Genomic DNA, 16012 nt, shown 5'->3' on the forward strand with positions numbered 1-16012 from the left:
CCCCCGCGCTTTCTTCCGCGGGGGCGGACGGTGCCCGCGACCACGCGCCCACCTACGGACAACGACAGAGGCCCTCAGGATTTCTCCTGAGGGCCTCTGGCCTGCTGTGCACTCGGCAGGATTCGAACCTGCAACCTTCTGATCCGTAGTTGTATGCCACCCGTCCAGGGTGTCCAGGAGGTCCAGAAACCGTCCGGTGATTCCAGGTCAGCACTACTGAGTTCGTACCCTCACACACAGTCCGTGAGATGTGTGTGAGGGAAAGGGGGGTGCGTCCCTGGCCTAGAACGCCCCCCTCACCCTGCAGGAGAGACCGAGTCGACGTTGAGGGCCGTGGCAATTCGCGCCGCCGCCACCTCGGCACGCAGATCATCAACCTGCCGCCCCAGCTGGTGCAGCTCGCGGCGCTGAATCACTGCAGCAGCCGTCGCAATCAGTACAGCGGCCCCCGCAAGAGCCCTCGATGCCGACACGCGTCGTTCCCCCTAGTGTTTCAAGATCAACTCTTGCCATGAGTCTCGCGGGCTCCTGGGCCCCCCGGCGAGACCTTGCGTAATCCCGCTCGGCCGACGATCACGCCGATCGGTGGAACGCCCCCCTCATCCCCAGCCGGGATCCAGGACGGTTGCCACCGGGGCGTCAGTCTCAGTGGCAACCACGGCCGACCCCCACCCGGGATCGGCGACGACGACGGGCCGGTCCGGGGCAGCGGCTGCGGCCGACGCGCCGAGTGCACCAACGAGCAGCAGCAGCGAAAGGGCGCCGGTTCTGAGCAGGCGAGCGAGCATGGAGCATCCTCCAGAATTCGAACGTGGATCCGGGTGGATCACTCTGTGTACATTGCACGATTGCAATCAGATATGCCAGAGGTATTGGCGTACGGAAACTGGTCCATGCCAGAATCCGCATTCACGTGAAGGCTCAACCATTTGTGCGGAGAAAACGTGAACAGTGACGATCTTCCTCTGAGCGCGGCAGACCGGGCCGCTTACCAGGCAATCGCAGCTGGTCATCGGCCGGAGACCGATGTCAGCCGCCTCCTCGCAGTCGGCCTTGTGGCGGCGGATCCGTACAGCAGCGCGCATGATCGCTACATTGCACAGGATCCCCGACTTGCCGCCCGCCGCCTGATGAGCGAAGCGCAGCAGGCGGTAGCCGACTCGGTGGCGCGCATGACGCAGATCCCCGCCCTGGAGGAACTCGCGGCCGATTTTGACCCACACCGGTGGTACGGCGGCCCGGGCAGTGAGTTCCTCGGGAGTTCGGAGGAGATGAACGTACGAATCGGCGAGGTCCTGGCAGATGCCATGCATCAGAAGAACGCCGACATGCTCACTGCGCAACCAGGGGCCCCCGTCGACCGAGACCCTGGCGTGCAGCGTCTCGGCATAGAGCGCGCCCGTGGGGCACTGGAGGCGGGCGTCACCGTGCGTTCGATCTACAACGCGGCGGCCTACCACCACCCTCAATCCTGCGCCTACTTGGACGACGTCACTGCGGCCGGAGCCGAGGTCGTCACTCTTCAAGAAGAGTTCCCGCGCATGGTGATCGTGGGCGCCCACCTCTTCATCGACAACCTCGTCATGAGCACAACCGAGATGCATGCGGGCTGGCATGTGGTGGACCGGGCAGCCGTCTCCTGGGCCCGCGAGGTCTACAGGATGACCTGGGATCGCGGAACTCGCTGGCGAGCAGTGCGGGCATCCCCAAGCACGCTGACGGGCCGCCAGCGGGCGATCTTGCGCGCGCTGGAAGAAGGCCTCTCCCAGCAGAAAGCCGGGCCGGCCCTTGGTCTGGCAGAGCGCACAGTCACGAAAGAGTTGGCGGCAGCCCGAGCCGCCACCGGTGCGGAGTCCCTGTATCAGCTGATGGCATGGTGGGGCCGGGAAGGCGCGGAGGCGGAGTAAGCACGGGATCACCCGTACAGCGATGCCGCCACCTCCGCAGGTGTTGCAGATCGCGCGACATCGACCGGCACTGACCATTCCGCGCATCCGTTGAAATCCCTCAGCCGAACCGTTCCGGCCCGCTGGCCAAGCACGTACCCGACACATCCCGTACGTGTGTCCACCATGACCCGGCGGCCGGTCCGACTGCGCCAGTCGGGTTGGGACATACAAGCTCCTGGGCGCCAACGTGATCAAAAAGCGTCAGGGGTGACGCTGACAACGGTGCACACACGTCACACCGTTTGTCGAGTGCCCCGCCAGACACCCTCTCGGGTCTATGAACAGCGACGAGACCTTGGGGACCGCATCCGGATCCGGCGGTCACGCCTACGGGTCACGCAAGAGCGTCTCGCGGAGCTCACCGGCATAGACCGTCGCACGCTGCAACGGATCGAGCGCGGCGAGAGCGACCCGCGATACGGCCATCTGATCTTGATTGCGGACGCCCTCGGGTGCACCGTGGTCGAACTGCTCCTGGAGGAATGACCGCCCGCACCCCACCGTCGACGGCGGCAGGGTGCGGGCGGAGTGGGGGGTCAGGCCGTGCCCAGCCGGTCGCGCCGGCTTTTCTGGAGCCAGATCAGGTTCGCCAGAACGGGGTCCCGCTCGGCGGCCCGAGCCCACTCGGCCTCCGTCCTCGGCACCTGCGGGGTACGCGGTTTGGGGGTGCGGGCGGTCACCGGCGCACCTCCCGCCAGGCGAGAGAGAGACGCTCCTCCACCTCACACCCGAGCCCCCCTTTGCACGACCGGCAGTCGGCAGTGTGCAGTATCAGACGGCGGTACACGTCGTCGCCCGTGTCCGTCGAGTGCGTCGGGGGCGTCGGGGGCGTCGGCCGGGTCACCGGACCACCGCCGTCCTGGCCGTGAACGCAGCAGCCAGCGCGGCCGGGTCGACCAGGAGGCCACTCCCGTCCGGGGCCTGCAGCCAGTGCACGCCCGGCGGCTCCAGCCGGTCAGGTGCCGGCACCGCGAGCCAACAGGTATCGCCGAGCAGCTGGCTGCCGGGGAGGTCCGGCCACTCGGTGCTCGTCGGCACCAGGAAGTACACGACCTGGCCGACCGGGTCGTGCACGATCGGGCCAGAGACGGCCGCCGCCGCCGCGAGCCCGTCGTACCCATCGCATCGGACGGCGGACCAAAACCGACCGAGCGGCAGCAGCACCACCCCGGCCGACTTAAGCCACCGGTCCGCATGTTCGTGGTCGGGGTCGGCTCGGGCGAGCCAGGCTCCCGCAGGCGTGGACGTGGGCATAGATGATCCCCTCACTCTGGAGTGAGGGGATCATCGCGCACAGCTACCCACACTGCGCCCACAATCTGTGGGCATGATTCTTTCCGGAACCGCTTGACAGATCAGACGCCAGCCCACCGGGCAAGCGCTGCAACCGAGTCGTCGGACCGCCGGTCGAGTCGAACGAGGGCGGCCGTCGTCGTGCGGACGGTCGGGTGATACCTCGTGTGCGCTGGGCTGATCGCCCGGGCGGTCACCAGGTCGGCGAAAGCACCGGCCCGGTCGCCCTGCACCAACCTTGCCGCGGCGACGTCGATGTGGTGGTGGGACGCCCGCTCCTTCGCCAGGCCGCCGGGGAGCTCCCACTCGGTCCGGTCCTGCTCCGCTCCCCACTCGCGCAGCCGGGCCAGAGCCTGCTCAGTGTCTCCGGAGTCGATGAGCGCGGAGACCTCGTGGATGCGGGTGTTAGTGGGCCCGAACGACATCTCGTAGGCGTCGGAGTCACGGCCCAACATCACGGCGGCCATGCGCGCCTCGGCGAGCCGGGCGGCCGCGCGGTCGGGCCGGCCGTCCCTCGCTTCGAGCACGGCGAGCTTGAGCAGTATGGCCCCCTGGACGGCCAGCTGCTCCGCGGAGAGGGATGCCTCGGGGGCGAGTCGCTCGACCTCCTGGGCGAGCCCTTCGAGGAGACGGCGCGCGGAGCCGTACGCGGCCATCCGCACCATCGCCCCTGCTTTGAGGTACACGGCGGTGACCTGCATCAACGGGTCCCCGGCCTGGTCGGCAGCCCAGTGCACGCGCTCCACCGCGGTGAGGCTGAGATCGTGATAACCAAGCTTGTGCGCCAGGCTGTTGGTGGCCCGGTAGGCGCGGGCGAGCCACCAGAACGCCCGCTGCTTCTCTTCCCCCGACCGGGCACCGAGGGCGGTATGGGTGAGCTCGGCCAGGAGGCCGGGCAGTAGCGGCCCTATGCCGACGTACTGCCCGTCCTGCCTCATCTGCGAGACGTGGTCCATCTCGGCAGCGAGCACGGCCAACGGGCGGGGCGCGGTAAGCAAGTCGTCCGGGTCGGCGTAGGTGAGCAGGAGCCGGCGGAGCTCGGGGATCACGGCCTGGACGCCGTCCTCGGTCTCAGCGCCGTTGATGTACGGCTGTCCGGTGATGCGGTCCGGGCCCACGGAGAGGGCCCTGGCGATCTGGGCGATCAGCCCGGGGTTCGGCGTGCGGTCGCCGCTCTCCAATTTCTGGAGATAGCTCGGGCTGATCTTGACTCTCACTGCAAGCGCCCGGACCGTCAGCTGCCTGACCTTGCGCAACTCCCGGATCCGCTCGCCTACGTGCTGTGCGCTCATTCCTGCCCCCTGTGTGGGTCTCCGGCCTCCAGCGTACGTACGGCTCCCCGCTGCGTCGGGGTCTCATACGTAAACTCTCGGCGAAACGGCAGAAGCCGCCCCGCGCCGGCGCGGGGCCGGGGCGGGGCGGGTGTTCAGCGGGCGTCGCGGGCGGCGACCAACTCGGGGGCCATCGGTACGAGCGGCATCCCGGCGGCGCGGAGCCGCTCGTCCTGGACGCTGATGTGATCGAGCGCCAGGCCGAGGAGCCGGTCGGTGCGGTCGGCCCGGGTGCGGGCCTCGCGCTCCGCGTCCTCGAGGGACCGGAGCCGAGCGTGCAGTCCTGCCATCTGGTCCTGGAACCAGCGGTACATCTCGGGGCTGACCGTCCACGTGCCCTCGGGCTGCGGCGGCGCCAACGGCAGACCGTCGCCTACTTCCTGTTCCTTGATCCTGGTGCGGCCAAACCAGGTGCCGGCCACCGTGCCCAGCGTGGTGATCAGGAGAGCGAGCACGCCGAGCCAGCTGCTACTCGGGTCCATGGGTCACCACCACGGGCACGATCAGCCGCGGACGTGTCTTGTACGCCACGATGGCGATGAGGGCGGCGTGGGACGCCCACGGGGCCACTGCCCCCCACGCGGTTGCCGAGGTCCCTGACGCGCCGCCGAGGGCGTACGCAAGGGCCCAGAGCAGCGGCGGCGCCATCGCGGCCGCGATCCCGGGCAGGTCCCGCCCGGGCCGGGCGAGCGCGTAGGCCAGGGCGACGACGCCGGCCACGATCCAGGCCCACCCCCACACCGGCATCGGGGCCAGGCCGAGGAGCACCTGGATGCCGCGTACGGTCCCGTACCGCGGCTGCACGGTCAGGCTCGCGCCGTACGAGATCCAGGCGATGCCGGAGATAAGGAGGGCGGGGCCGCGCCCGCCGAGCCGGGCCCAGGCTCGGCGGGCGAGCGCGGCCCCCATCACGACAGGGCCCGCGATCCGCCCTCGAGGCCGGCCGGGTCCACCGGGTCGAGAACCGGCTCGAGCTCCGGGTACGACGGCGGCCGCGCCCACCCGAGTGCGAGCCCGGCGACGGTCTGCAGGACGGTGCCCTGCGCGCGCTGGCCGACGATCTCCAGGACCCGGAACAGGAGGTAGTACACGAGCACGGCCGCGAACGTCACGGCCCCGGTGACGGCCGCGGAGTCGATGTTGAACCCGGCCGATGCGGCGAGGGTGAGCAGCCACCCGGCGGCGACCGGGACGACGGTGCGCATGGTGGAGATGAACAGACCGGCGCTCATGCCGGCCCCCTTTCGGTTGGTGGGAGTCCGGCCGCAGCGCGGTCAGACGTTGGGCACGTGCAACTTCGCCCAGGAGTCGGGGCCCGGGTAGCCATCGGCGGCGTCGCCCGAGTAGCCGAGGGACCGCTGGAACGCGGCGTACGACTGGCGGTCCGCCTCGCCCCACGCGGGGCCGGGGCCGACCTTGTACCGGCCGCAGCCGACCGCTTTGAGGCGCTTGCCCATGGCGGTGATGATCGGGCTGGTACGCCCGGCCTTGAAGAAGCCGGCGCCGGGGAACGGCTCGTACGTCGGGGCCGTGGCGGGCTTCCCGGCACCTGCCGGGGCGGGGGTGATCGGCGGCTCGTCCTCGAGGCGGTCGGCGATCCGCCCGCGCATCGAGTCCATGGTGAAACCGCGGGGGTCGATCTTCCCGGGCTGCCACTCCAGGTGCCCGATCACCGACTGCTCGTCCCAGCCGTGCGCCCGGCAGATTGCCGCCGCCGCCCGCTCGATCGCCAGCAGCTGGGCGGCCGGCCACGGGTCCTTGCCGTCGCCGAGGTTGATGGCCTCGAAGCCGTAGAAGTGGGTGTTGCCGTCCGTGTCGGCCTCGTTGTCGGCGGGCAGGTCCGCCGCCTCGGCGATCACCGCGCGCAGCACGTCCCCGTCGCCGAGACCGGCGTGGTTGGCGCGGCCGTTGCCCACCAGGTGGACGGTGCCCTCCTTGTCGATCACCCCATGGCACAGCGGCCCGGGGAGCGCGGAGTGCCCGGCGTAGCAGAGCTCCACCGAGGTCGCGGTCCCCGCGGTCACGGTGTGATGGATCATCACGCCGTTGACCGGGCCCCACGCTCCGTGGCCCTCACGGTTGTTGGTGCGCCAGCTCTTGTACTCCACCACCTTCACGCCCTCGGCGCGGAGGGCTTTCAGCAGCTGGTCGGCAGACAGGGGCGCGGACATCAGCTGTCTCCCTTCACGACGCCGGATTCCTGCATCACGGTCAGAGCTTGGCTGCGTCCCCAGCTGATGCTGGCCTGGATGTCCGTGCCGACCGGCAGCAGAGCAGCAACGGCCGACTTCAACGTCTGGACCTTGTCGCGCAGCTCGTCGTCGGTCCAGGCGTCAACCTGTCCCGGGGTGAGGGCGTAGATCAGGGATATGCCGCCGTCGAGACTGGCGACGGCGACGGTGCACCGGTCGTACCCGGTGCCGTACTGCGGAGAGGTGATCATGGTCGTCCTTTCGTTCAGGGGTTACGAGATGGCGGTGGCGCCGGCGAACTCGGTGGCGGGGCCGACGTCCTCGGTGTGGATGTAGGCGACGTTCACGCTGCTGGCGTTGACGGTGACGAGGCCGGTGCCGGCGGCGCGGCTGATCGTGCAGGCGAGGACGGTGGTGATGTCGGCGGCCGCCGTGATCGCGATGATGTTCGCGAAGTAGAAAGCGATGTTCGCGGTCGAGGGCAACGCGAACCGAAAGCTGTCGAACATCAGTGACCCGCCGAGGGCGGCGCGTCGGACGCGCAGCTGGCAGTCCGTGTTGGCGACCGTGGCCACGGCCAGGCCCTTGAGGGTCAGCCGGTAGGCGCGGCCGGTGCGGAGGGTGACCGACGTGCTGGTCAGCCATACGGCCTCTGCTCCGGCGGCGTCGGCCGTGGCGTTCGTGGTGAGGGGGGTGTATCCGACCGTGAACGGGGCGCGAACGTTGGACTCGGATGCGATGAGCCGTTGGCCGGAGTACACGAGATCGGGCATGTGCGTCTCCTACAGGCTGTAGACGGTGGGGTCGGCGAGGCGGACGTCGGTGCCGGCGGTCTGTGCCTTGCGGACGCCGTTGACCGAGCGGACGACGGTCCAGGCCTGGGGGCTGGTAGTGCCGGTGATCGCGGTCACGCGCATGCGTTCTCCGCCGATCGCGACCTCGAACGGGAAGCTGCTCGGGTGTCCGCTCGAGGTGGCCCACCGCGTCCCGTCCGTGTAGGCGACCGACAGGGTGGTTGCCGTTGCGGTGGCGCCCGCGGCGAGCTGGGATCCTCCGGTGTCGTAGCGGCCGCGCAGCGGGTCGTCGTAGACGCCGACCGTCCAGGGCCGTGCCGGTGTGCAGCTGTACGTTGCGTCCCAGGTGAACGCGCCGTACTCCTCCTTGATGCCGCGCACGAGGCCGAGGGCGGGGTCGGGCGGCAGCCCGTCAGGCAGGTCGTTGATCTGCAGGACGTCGCAGAGGTCGAGGGCGAGCGCGGCCGGGATGAGACCGGGCGACCGGTGCAGTGCGATCCGGACCGCCGGGTATCTCGGCTCGGCGACGGTGCCGAGGTGGGCGAGCCATCCGGCAATGTGGTCGGTCTGCTCGTCCAGGCCGAGCGACAACTCGACAGAGTCTTCGTACACGCCGACGCCGCCCGACTCCGGCGGTTGCGTGGACAGCGGCCCGGACGTGACTTCCACCCGGCCGCTCGACCCGCCGCGCCGGGTGACGGTCACGTCGTTGCGGATGCGCTGGTCGTCGGGCGCCGGCCGCAGCCCGGGCGCCAGGTCGCCGGACGGGTAGCTGAGTACGAGCACCGGAGTCTGGTTGTACAGGCTGACGCGGTCGCGGTAGTGCAGCGCGAGGCGGTCGCGGTGCTCGGTCAGCATCCCGCCGTCACTGGCCTCGCACTCCCGCAGGAGCGCCAGGAGCTCGGCGGGGCGCTGCGGGCCCATCAGGGTTGAGGTCCGGGTCCGGTCGGCGTCCGTCCAGGACAGGGACAGCAGCCGGGATTCCTCGTCGGACAGGCGCCGCAGCCGGTCCAACGCAGGCTCTTTGTCCCACCCGGTCACCGCACCGGCGAACGCGGTCGACAGGGGCGTGCTGAACACGGCGACGTGCCCCACGGACATGCCGTCGAGCGCCGCGGCGTAGCCGTTGCCAGGTCCGCCGACGTTGCGCACGCGGCCGACCGTGCCCGTGATGCTGTTGCCGTAGTGTCCGCCGCGGCCGCCGACGTCGGTCCACACGATGTCGTACTGGACCGTCGTGCCGATCTGCTCCACGCTGAAGCTGACGGAGTTCCACTGCGCGAAGAGGTCCAGTCCGGTACCGATGTTGTTGGTGACGACGTCGGCGCCGGTGGCGTCCCGGCCGACGATGCGGCTACCGGTGGCGTTCGACTGGATGAGCCACTCTACGATCGTGCCGCCGGCGGCATTGATCCGCATGAACGTGTAGAGCGTTACGGGCGGGGTGTCGAGTTTGTACACCCATTCGACTCGCCACCCGGTCGGTGTCCCGGTCGGTGGGGGCACGGCTCCCGTGATCTGCGCGAGGGTGCCGCTTGAGCTCGCGAGGGCGGGCAGGGGGGCCGAGGAGAGAAGGCTGGTGACCGACGCCCATTTCGCTCCGGTGACCTGCAGTGGTCTCACGCCGGCCACGGGGCTCGCCGCTGAGGTGGCGTACTCGCCGTCCTCCATGGGCCAGTACGCGAGAAGGTTCGGGTCGCGGGGGATGCTGCGGCGGAGGGTGGAGCTCAGGGCGCGGCGGCCCTGCCCGAGGCGGCGCAGTACGCCAGCAGCGTCGATCGGGACCCACCGGTCGGACCCGGAGGTGTCCCACTCCTGCGGCCATGCGGTCACCTCGCCCGTGAACCGGTAGGACCGGTCGCTGATCGCCGTTCCGGTGAGCGTCCAGGGCCGCCCGGCCGTGTCCGTCCAGGAGGTGGCTCCGGGGGCGAGAGCGCGCACGGTGGGGGCGGCGACGACCGTTCCGCCGATGCCGGAGCGGACTTCGGCGCGGTGGACCTGGCCGCGCGCGGGGTCCCGGAACGACGTCGGCGGCCCGAGCCGCAGGGGGGCGGTGCTGTTGTAGATGCTGGTGGTTCCGGTCGTGGTCGGTGCGGTGATGAACGCCGTCCACGGCCCGTCGAGCGACGGCGCCCAGTACGCCGTCCATGTGAGGCCGCCGGAGCCGTTGTTGACGTCCAACGTCACTCGCAGCGCGGCGCGGCGCGGGAGGGCAGGGAGGGTGTACCCGTAGTAAATGCTGGTGGTGCCGTTGACGGTCCAGTCCCAGTACAGGATGCCGCCCTTGATCGAGAGGCACCACGATCGCTGGTTCGGCTCTCCCCACTTCCCGATGAGGGTCTGGCCGCGCGTCGCGTACCAGTCCACCGTGGCCTCCACGCGGACGTCGATGTCGCCGACGATGTCGAGCGCCGCAGTGTCCGGGGTGCTCGCGTACGCGCCGCTCGTGCCGACGAGCGGCAGGTACCGCTCGTCCTGCCGCACGCTGAACCGGATCGGGGTGTTGCGGCCGATCTTCCCGTAGTTGGGGCTCATGGGGTTGTCGGGGCTGTAGCGGCCGTGGCGGTTGTTCAGGGTGAGGGTCATCCGGGACGGGCCGGCGGTCGCCGACTCCGTCCGCGCGCCACGCTCGATCACGACGGGAGCTGTCTCCCGGGCGTCGGAGGTGATGTCGGTCCACTGACCGTCCACGAAGATCTCGGTGCGGCGGTCGATGTCGAGTGCCACGGGAACCTCTCTTATCTGGGGTCGCCGAACGCGTCTTGTACGTCGCCGAATCCGTCGATGCGGACGATCTCCTGCAGGGCGGTGCGCAGCGCGCTGCTGCCGCCGGACGCGTCGTATCTGACGCGGAGTTCCCCGGCCGTCCCGGCGGTCCGGCGTACGGACGGGGCCCGCACGTCCTGCGGGGTGTTGATGAGCGCCTCGAGCCGGGACAGCGGCAGGACGGCCTCGTCCTCGCGGCCCTCGCCGATCATGGCGAGGGTCGGCCCGGTCGTGATCCCGCCGTCCGCGAGGTACGGAATGTTGGGGGTGCCGAGAGTGAGGCTCGGGACGTGGATGCCCGCGATGGACCCGCCGCCGATGGTGAAGCTGAGCCCGTTCCATCCGGCGATCAGGCCGTTGACCATGCGCCGGAAGCTGGCCAGGATGCCGTCCCACATGCCGGAGGCTGCGGATCGGATGCGGCCTGGCATGCCGCTGACCCAGGCCACCGCGGCACCGAGCCACCCGCCGACCATGCCGGGGATACGGCCCAGGAAGTTCACGGCGTCCATCACGCCGCTGACGGCCGACACCGTCTTGCCGGTGATCCACGACCACGCGACGTTCCACACGGCCCGGGCCAGGTTCATGCCCGCGCTGATCTTGCCGGTCACCGCGTCCGTCGCGCCGCCGACCTGGTCCTCGATCCACCCCCAGGCGGTGGCGGTGGCGCCCGCGAGCTCGTCCCAGTAGGCGATGACCAGCACGACCACGGCGATCAGCGCGATGATCCCGAGGACGATCCACGTCACCGGGTTCGCGGCCATCGCGGCGTTCACCGCCCAGACGGCGATGGCGAACACCCCGAACGCGGCCGCCAGGACCAGGACGATCGGAACCGCGAGCTTCATCAGGCCCTGGTGCTGGGCCAGGAAACCCGACGCGGCGAGGAGCACCGGGAGGAGCGCCTCGCCGAGGCCGGTGGACAGGGTCCGCATCGCGGCGTCCATCTGCTGGGCCGGGTCCGCCTTCATGTTGTCCACCAGGCGTTGCGAGGCGCCGGCGGCGTCGTCCATGCCGGACGTCGCGGCGGCCGTCGCCGGGTCCATCGCCCAGAGCGCCGACGCCCCTTCACCGGCCATGTCGCCGAACAGGGCCACGCCCAGCTCGGCCTGCTTCGCCGGGTTCTTCACGCCGCGCAGGGCTTCGATGGTCTGCTGCAGGGCGGCCTTGGCCGGTTCCCCGCCCTTGTGGATGTCGGCGAGCATCTTCGACGCGGGCAGGCCCATCGCCTTGAGGGCGTCGGACGCGCGCTTGGTCTCCTCCGACGTGATGCGCGCGAACTCGTGCAGCACATCGCCTGCTTGGTCGATGTCGCGGCCGCCGGCCTTGACGTACTGCGACATCATGCCCATCGCGGTCTTGCCGTCCAGGCCGATCCGCGCCCAGTGCTTGCCGTACTCGTTGACGGTCGCCGGGATGTCCTCGAGCATCTGCTTGGGCAGGGACTGGGCGGCGGCCGCCAGGACGTCGAATGCCTCGGTGCCGTCCTTCGCCAGCCCGTTGTGGATCATGGCGCCCGCTGCCTGTGAGGCGTCGGCGACGTCGATCTCCATGCGCGTCGCGAGAGCCAGGGCCGACTCGCTCATGGACTCCAGCTCGGCGTTGGTGAAATCGCCGAGCTCGCCCATCGAGGAGACGACGGCGCTCGTCGCGTTGGCGACGTCCTCGAGGGACTCGCCGAACCCGTCCGCGTAGACGTCCCCGGCGATCGTCCCGGCACGGTCCGCTTCGGCCTCGGTGAGGCCGAGCGAGTCGCGCATGATGGCCCGGGCGTCGGCCAGGTCCATGGCGGCGCTGAACCCCATCGCGAGGGCGCCGCCCGCGGCCGCCCCGGCGAGGGCCGCCGGGCCGGCCATCTTGTCGAGCTTGCTGGTCACCTGATCGGTGCCCTCGTCCACACCGGAGGAGTCCACCCCGATGCGGACGAGGAGCTCGTCCAGAATGGTCATCGTCGCCTCCTCGTCACGGTGTCGTCACGCTGCTCGAACCCGGCTTGCAAGCCCTTGATCGCGGCGAGGAGTTCGCGCCCTGTCTTACGCGGGCGCGACCATTCGATGATGTGGTCCCGCAGGCGCGGGACCTTGCCCTTCTTCATGTGAGGGGCGGCGACGTCCATGCCGAGGCGGCCGAAGAGGAGATCCAGCCGCTTCGGCGTGATCGGCCCGTACAGCCGCTGGTAGGCCAGAAGCCGAATAATCTCCTCGTGCGTGAACTTCTCCAGGACCTCACCCGGGGGGATGCGGAACGCTACGGCGAGGTCGTACTGGATCCTCAGCTCTGGCCGGCGCCGAAATCCTCCTCGGCCGCCTTCACCTGCTGCGTGAAGTCGCGGTCCTCGTCGGAGAGGTGACGCACCAGAACGAACAGCCCACCGACGATGCCGGCGCTCCTCTTGCTGAGGATGGAGATGCCCTCGGCCAGGTCCGGGAAGACGAGCTCCCCGGTCTCCTGGTCGCGGAGCGCCTTGGCGACGATCTCCGCCTTGCGGGACTTGATCGTCACCTCCACGCCGGACCCCTGGTCGTGGCGGGTCATCTTGGAGAGCTTGTTGTGGTAGTTCTCCCAGTCGCCGGAGGGCAGGCCGGTGACGCGGAACCGGGCGCCGGGCGCCCACTCGGGAATCTCCACGTCGTCCTGGTGACGGACGTCGGACGCCTGCCGGATGAGGTCCTTCAGCGATGCCATGTGCGCGTCTCTCCTGTCAGCCGGTCGGGGTAAGGGTCGGCTTGCCGCTGACCTTGAACGTGGCGGTGCGCTCGGCCTTGTCGTCGGTGGGGAACTCGTCGCCGAGGTCGGTGATCAGCGCGGCGAACTCCCAGGTGTGTTCGTCGGGTTCGCCCGGCAGCAGTACGACCTGGTAGTTGCGCAGGTCGTCCTCCTCGAAGTCGGCGTCCAGCGCCGTGTGCGAGGGAGATCCGGGGTCGTAGTTGATGGTGATCTCGACCTCCCCGCCGTCCTTGAGGCCCTTGATGAACTCGCGGTACTTGTTCGGGGAGTCGTGGGAGGTGACCTCGATCGCCTCGCGGGACCTGCTGGGGCCGCTGATGTCCGAGACGTTCGCGATCGTGGTGTAGCTGCCGGACCCGGTGGAGTCCCGCCGGAACTGCGTCCCGAATGCGTCCGTACCTGGCACGTCAGGCTCCCAACTTGATGCAGGCGACCGTGACCGAGGTGACGGCGTCGTAGGTGATCGAGGCCCGGTCAGTGGCACCCCGGAAGAGGCCCGTGAGCGGGATGAGCCCCGTTTTTCCGGCGGGGACGACGAGCGTCGCGTCCGCGATGGCGTGACCGGACACGGTGCCCGGCGTCGCGATCGTCGCGGTGCGCGCGGACGCGCCGCCGTTGATCACGGCCAGGAACAGGCCGTTGCCGGTGGGCGTGGTGTCGCCGAGCGCGGTGGCGGCGACGGCCGCCCCGGCCAGGTCGGGGAGACCGCCGAGGGTGGCGACGGTCGTGGCAACAAGTGCTGCCATCGGGACTCCTCTACGTGGGTGGTGGCTGTTCGGTGATGACCCGGTACCGGAGCACGACGTGCCGGATGTTCCCGGGCGGCTCCGGGTCGGTGAGGGTCTGGCTGTACTCGTGCCGGGTGGAAACGTGGTCCAGGCCGTCGAGGACGAGCGGCCGATGGTCCAGCAGCGCCGTGACCCGGGCGGCGACCGTGAGCCCCTCGGTGTGCCCGCGCGCCTGCGTCCACACGTGCAGCGTGATGACGGTCTGACGCCCGTACCGGTCATGGGAGTTGTCCGGCGTCTCGATCGCCTCGCCGATCACGACGAACGGGTAGTCGGCCGTTTCGGGCAGGTAGTCGTAGACCCCGGCGATCAGCGCCCCGAGCGGCTCGTCCCCGGTCAGGACGGCGTACACGGCCCGCTGGATCGGCAGCATCGTCTCGGGCGCGGAGGGTGTCACCGCAGGGCCTCGCGGACCTCGTCGGTCAACCGCGCCCGGTAGCGGTGGCGCTCCGCCTCGAGCGCCGGGCCGAGGGAGGGCTGCGCCGGTGCGCGGCGGGTGCCTACCTCCACGAACCGGCTGTAATACTCCTCGGCCTCGTGCCAGCCGACCGTGGCGGAGAACCCGTCGTCGGCCGGCCGCGCGTCCACCTTTTCCTCGAGGTTGTTCGTGTCCTTCGCGACGTCGCGCTTGGTGTCGGCCTTGACCGCCTCGGACGACTCCGTCACAGCCCGGCGGATCGCGTCGAGGATCCCGCTGTCGACGTCCTCCAGCTGCTGCCGCAGCCGGGCGATCCCCAGGATCTCCACGGTCATTCCGCGCCGCGCCACGACGACGTCACCTCTTCCGCAGGAGCTTGCGGATCTCGTGGAGCTCTCCTGCCATGGCGAGGACCGCCCACACGAGACGCTCTGCCGCGGACCCGGCGTCGGTGTCCTCGGCCTTCTGGCGGCACTCCAGCGGATCGGACGGGAGCGGCGGGGCGGTCAGGGGCTCGGGCATCAGGTGCCTCCTTGCTTCTGGATGAGTTCGCAGTCGGCACGCCGGTAACGGGGGCCGGACGGTTCGACCTCGGCAATCACCCGGTACGTGCGGCCGTCCGCGCGCAGCTCGTCGCGGCGCTGGACGTCCGCGGTCGGCAGGACGTAGACGGAATGGGTGAGCCGGGCCCCGGACTGCTGGGCGATGGTGACCGCCGAGGCTGACGCCTGGTCCACCTTGGCCCCGACCGAGGCCTGCAGGACCCAGGTCGACGTCTGGCCCCCGGCACCGTCCGGAACGGTGGTCTCCCGCCAGACCTGCAGCGTCCGGTTCAGCCACCGGCCAATCACGTACGGGCCCGGTAGGCGCCGAGCGTGCGCCGGTCGGCGGCGGTGAGCTCCATCCCGAGCGCGTCGGCCGCCCACCCCTTGGAGTGGTCGCCCAGCGCCTCGGAGGTGAGCCGCTCCGGGTTGGACCAGCCGCCGGCCGCCAGGCGCAGGGCGAGCCGCTTGAGGCCCGGCGGGATGGTCGTGTACCCGGCGGTGTACGTGACTTCCACGGCCCGTTGGTGGGTGGGCCAGTCGGTGCGGCGCCGGTGAAGGATGCCGGCCGCCGACCACGTGTATCCCTCGCCGGGGCCGTGGACGAGGTCCTCGTCGGTCTCGGTGAGCGTGACCGTGGCGACGGCGGTCACGGGCCACCGGGGCAGGATCAGCCGCCGGGATCCGGTGGCCCCCTGGAACCGGGAGTCGTCCGCGGTCGGGCCGTCCAGGATGACGGTGTCCTCGGACGACTCGAGGGCCTGGCCGGTCTCTTCCTCGATCACCCCGTGGGCGAGCTCGATGAGGAGTTCGGCGGTCGCCGTGTCGTCCGGCGTGAACGCCTCTTCGCGCAGGAAGCGCCGGAGCTCGTCCGGCGTCGCGTACGCCATCAGTCGTCGTCCGCGTCGCGGCGCTGCTCGACCTCGGCGAGGACCAGGCGCAGGACGTCGGTCTTGAGGGTGGCGTCCCCGAGGTCGATGTCGTGCGCGGCCGCGTAGGCGCGCAGCTGCTCGAGGGTCCGCCGCTCCAGCGGCTTCTCTGCGTCCGTGTCCGCGTCGGCGGCGGTGCGGGGCGGGGCGTCGGCGTAGACGCCGTATCCGCCCTTGACCAGGGCGGCCGCCTCGGCGACGCCGAAATCCGCCGTGTCGCCGGCGGCCACGGTGCGTTCGGGTCCCGCGTACAGGGACCGCATCGTCACGCGCATGAGCT

23 protein-coding genes are annotated in these 16012 nt (G+C 70.3%); 2 read left to right on the forward strand and 21 right to left on the reverse strand.

The genetic code is table 11. From position 1 onward, the window contains the following. The first annotated feature begins 944 nt into the window (after positions 1-944). Together ACFWEP_RS06885 and ACFWEP_RS06890 are read left to right on the forward strand one after the other, a co-directional pair. Positions 945-1907 carry a hypothetical protein gene (locus ACFWEP_RS06885; RefSeq protein ID WP_387366719.1) on the forward strand — a complete coding sequence of 321 codons (963 nt, stop codon included), beginning with the start codon at positions 945-947 and terminating at the stop codon, positions 1905-1907. A gap of 165 nt (positions 1908-2072) precedes the next feature. Next, positions 2073-2435 carry a helix-turn-helix domain-containing protein gene (locus ACFWEP_RS06890; RefSeq protein WP_387366874.1) on the forward strand — a complete coding sequence of 121 codons (363 nt, stop codon included), beginning with the start codon at positions 2073-2075 and terminating at the stop codon, positions 2433-2435. Positions 2436-2485: 50 nt separating this feature from the next. Here the strand turns inward: ACFWEP_RS06890 and ACFWEP_RS06895 are convergent, their stop codons facing one another. The 21 genes from ACFWEP_RS06895 to ACFWEP_RS06995 form a co-directional block, all read right to left on the reverse strand. After that, positions 2486-2629, reverse strand: coding sequence for a hypothetical protein (locus ACFWEP_RS06895; RefSeq protein WP_387366722.1), 144 nt, complete (start codon positions 2627-2629; stop codon positions 2486-2488). 160 nt (positions 2630-2789) lie between these two features. Then, positions 2790-3203: a hypothetical protein gene (locus tag ACFWEP_RS06900; protein ID WP_387366725.1), complete on the reverse strand. Its 414-nt coding sequence runs from the start codon at positions 3201-3203 to the stop codon at positions 2790-2792. 101 nt (positions 3204-3304) lie between these two features. Continuing rightward, the gene (locus tag ACFWEP_RS06905) at positions 3305-4534 is read right to left on the reverse strand and encodes a helix-turn-helix domain-containing protein (protein WP_387366728.1); all 1230 of its coding nucleotides are present in this window, start codon (positions 4532-4534) and stop codon (positions 3305-3307) included. Between the two features lie 134 nt (positions 4535-4668). Then, positions 4669-5055, reverse strand: coding sequence for a hypothetical protein (locus ACFWEP_RS06910; RefSeq protein WP_387366731.1), 387 nt, complete (start codon positions 5053-5055; stop codon positions 4669-4671). Further along, on the reverse strand, positions 5042-5482 hold the full coding sequence (locus ACFWEP_RS06915) for a hypothetical protein (protein WP_387366734.1): 441 nt from the start codon (positions 5480-5482) through the stop codon (positions 5042-5044). Before ACFWEP_RS06915 ends, ACFWEP_RS06910 begins: the two co-directional genes overlap by 14 nt. Further along, the gene (locus ACFWEP_RS06920) at positions 5482-5805 is read right to left on the reverse strand and encodes a hypothetical protein (RefSeq protein WP_387366737.1); all 324 of its coding nucleotides are present in this window, start codon (positions 5803-5805) and stop codon (positions 5482-5484) included. The genes ACFWEP_RS06915 and ACFWEP_RS06920 overlap by 1 nt, the downstream gene beginning before the upstream one ends. Positions 5806-5847: 42 nt before the next feature. After that, on the reverse strand, positions 5848-6744 hold the full coding sequence (locus ACFWEP_RS06925) for a peptidoglycan-binding protein (RefSeq protein WP_387366740.1): 897 nt from the start codon (positions 6742-6744) through the stop codon (positions 5848-5850). Then, positions 6744-7016, reverse strand: a complete 273-nt coding sequence (locus ACFWEP_RS06930; RefSeq protein WP_387366743.1) for a hypothetical protein — start codon at positions 7014-7016, stop codon at positions 6744-6746. Before ACFWEP_RS06930 ends, ACFWEP_RS06925 begins: the two co-directional genes overlap by 1 nt. Before the next feature lie 21 nt (positions 7017-7037). Next, positions 7038-7538 (reverse strand): hypothetical protein, encoded by a 501-nt coding sequence (locus ACFWEP_RS06935; RefSeq protein ID WP_387366746.1) that lies wholly within the window; start codon positions 7536-7538, stop codon positions 7038-7040. Between the two features lie 9 nt (positions 7539-7547). After that, positions 7548-10286, reverse strand: a complete 2739-nt coding sequence (locus ACFWEP_RS06940) for a hypothetical protein (RefSeq protein WP_387366749.1) — start codon at positions 10284-10286, stop codon at positions 7548-7550. Between the two features lie 11 nt (positions 10287-10297). Beyond that, entirely contained in the window at positions 10298-12277 is a 1980-nt protein-coding gene (locus tag ACFWEP_RS06945) for a hypothetical protein (protein ID WP_387366752.1), read from the reverse strand. Then, positions 12274-12444: a hypothetical protein gene (locus ACFWEP_RS06950; RefSeq protein ID WP_387366755.1), complete on the reverse strand. Its 171-nt coding sequence runs from the start codon at positions 12442-12444 to the stop codon at positions 12274-12276. Before ACFWEP_RS06950 ends, ACFWEP_RS06945 begins: the two co-directional genes overlap by 4 nt. Positions 12445-12599: 155 nt before the next feature. Then, positions 12600-13013, reverse strand: coding sequence for a hypothetical protein (locus tag ACFWEP_RS06955; protein WP_387366758.1), 414 nt, complete (start codon positions 13011-13013; stop codon positions 12600-12602). 16 nt (positions 13014-13029) lie between these two features. Then, positions 13030-13461 (reverse strand): phage tail tube protein, encoded by a 432-nt coding sequence (locus ACFWEP_RS06960; RefSeq protein WP_387366761.1) that lies wholly within the window; start codon positions 13459-13461, stop codon positions 13030-13032. Position 13462: 1 nt separating this feature from the next. After that, the gene (locus ACFWEP_RS06965) at positions 13463-13801 is read right to left on the reverse strand and encodes a hypothetical protein (protein ID WP_387366764.1); all 339 of its coding nucleotides are present in this window, start codon (positions 13799-13801) and stop codon (positions 13463-13465) included. A 10-nt stretch (positions 13802-13811) separates the two neighbouring features. Next, complete coding sequence (locus ACFWEP_RS06970; protein WP_387366767.1) at positions 13812-14240, reverse strand: DUF3168 domain-containing protein; 429 nt, start codon at positions 14238-14240, stop codon at positions 13812-13814. Next, the gene (locus ACFWEP_RS06975) at positions 14237-14611 is read right to left on the reverse strand and encodes an HK97-gp10 family putative phage morphogenesis protein (RefSeq protein ID WP_387366770.1); all 375 of its coding nucleotides are present in this window, start codon (positions 14609-14611) and stop codon (positions 14237-14239) included. The genes ACFWEP_RS06970 and ACFWEP_RS06975 overlap by 4 nt, the downstream gene beginning before the upstream one ends. Before the next feature lie 7 nt (positions 14612-14618). Next, entirely contained in the window at positions 14619-14783 is a 165-nt protein-coding gene (locus tag ACFWEP_RS06980; protein WP_387366773.1) for a hypothetical protein, read from the reverse strand. Beyond that, a complete protein-coding gene (locus ACFWEP_RS06985) occupies positions 14783-15112 on the reverse strand; it encodes a phage head closure protein (protein WP_387366776.1) in 330 nt (109 codons plus the stop codon). Before ACFWEP_RS06985 ends, ACFWEP_RS06980 begins: the two co-directional genes overlap by 1 nt. Next, positions 15109-15693: a hypothetical protein gene (locus tag ACFWEP_RS06990; protein WP_387366779.1), complete on the reverse strand. Its 585-nt coding sequence runs from the start codon at positions 15691-15693 to the stop codon at positions 15109-15111. Before ACFWEP_RS06990 ends, ACFWEP_RS06985 begins: the two co-directional genes overlap by 4 nt. Beyond that, a complete protein-coding gene (locus ACFWEP_RS06995) occupies positions 15693-16007 on the reverse strand; it encodes a hypothetical protein (RefSeq protein WP_387366782.1) in 315 nt (104 codons plus the stop codon). Before ACFWEP_RS06995 ends, ACFWEP_RS06990 begins: the two co-directional genes overlap by 1 nt. Between the last annotated feature and the right edge of the window lie 5 nt (positions 16008-16012).

This window comes from Streptomyces sp. NPDC060198 (assembly GCF_042728415.1).
Taxonomy (GTDB): domain Bacteria; phylum Actinomycetota; class Actinomycetes; order Streptomycetales; family Streptomycetaceae; genus Streptomyces.

What these genes read in the sequence shown, in the direction of transcription:
- ACFWEP_RS06890 (WP_387366874.1), top strand. Translation starts at nt 2,073, where the DNA reads ATGACCCGGCGGCCGGTCCGACTGCGCCAGTCGGGTTGGGACATACAA.
- ACFWEP_RS06900 (WP_387366725.1), bottom strand. Translation starts at nt 3,203, where the DNA reads ATGCCCACGTCCACGCCTGCGGGAGCCTGGCTCGCCCGAGCCGACCCC.
- ACFWEP_RS06905 (WP_387366728.1), bottom strand. Translation starts at nt 4,534, where the DNA reads ATGAGCGCACAGCACGTAGGCGAGCGGATCCGGGAGTTGCGCAAGGTC.
- ACFWEP_RS06910 (WP_387366731.1), bottom strand. Translation starts at nt 5,055, where the DNA reads ATGGACCCGAGTAGCAGCTGGCTCGGCGTGCTCGCTCTCCTGATCACC.
- ACFWEP_RS06915 (WP_387366734.1), bottom strand. Translation starts at nt 5,482, where the DNA reads ATGGGGGCCGCGCTCGCCCGCCGAGCCTGGGCCCGGCTCGGCGGGCGC.
- ACFWEP_RS06920 (WP_387366737.1), bottom strand. Translation starts at nt 5,805, where the DNA reads ATGAGCGCCGGTCTGTTCATCTCCACCATGCGCACCGTCGTCCCGGTC.
- ACFWEP_RS06925 (WP_387366740.1), bottom strand. Translation starts at nt 6,744, where the DNA reads ATGTCCGCGCCCCTGTCTGCCGACCAGCTGCTGAAAGCCCTCCGCGCC.
- ACFWEP_RS06930 (WP_387366743.1), bottom strand. Translation starts at nt 7,016, where the DNA reads ATGATCACCTCTCCGCAGTACGGCACCGGGTACGACCGGTGCACCGTC.
- ACFWEP_RS06935 (WP_387366746.1), bottom strand. Translation starts at nt 7,538, where the DNA reads ATGCCCGATCTCGTGTACTCCGGCCAACGGCTCATCGCATCCGAGTCC.
- ACFWEP_RS06945 (WP_387366752.1), bottom strand. Translation starts at nt 12,277, where the DNA reads ATGACCATTCTGGACGAGCTCCTCGTCCGCATCGGGGTGGACTCCTCC.
- ACFWEP_RS06950 (WP_387366755.1), bottom strand. Translation starts at nt 12,444, where the DNA reads ATGGACGTCGCCGCCCCTCACATGAAGAAGGGCAAGGTCCCGCGCCTG.
- ACFWEP_RS06955 (WP_387366758.1), bottom strand. Translation starts at nt 13,013, where the DNA reads ATGGCATCGCTGAAGGACCTCATCCGGCAGGCGTCCGACGTCCGTCAC.
- ACFWEP_RS06965 (WP_387366764.1), bottom strand. Translation starts at nt 13,801, where the DNA reads ATGGCAGCACTTGTTGCCACGACCGTCGCCACCCTCGGCGGTCTCCCC.
- ACFWEP_RS06980 (WP_387366773.1), bottom strand. Translation starts at nt 14,783, where the DNA reads ATGCCCGAGCCCCTGACCGCCCCGCCGCTCCCGTCCGATCCGCTGGAG.
- ACFWEP_RS06990 (WP_387366779.1), bottom strand. Translation starts at nt 15,693, where the DNA reads ATGGCGTACGCGACGCCGGACGAGCTCCGGCGCTTCCTGCGCGAAGAG.
- ACFWEP_RS06995 (WP_387366782.1), bottom strand. Translation starts at nt 16,007, where the DNA reads ATGCGCGTGACGATGCGGTCCCTGTACGCGGGACCCGAACGCACCGTG.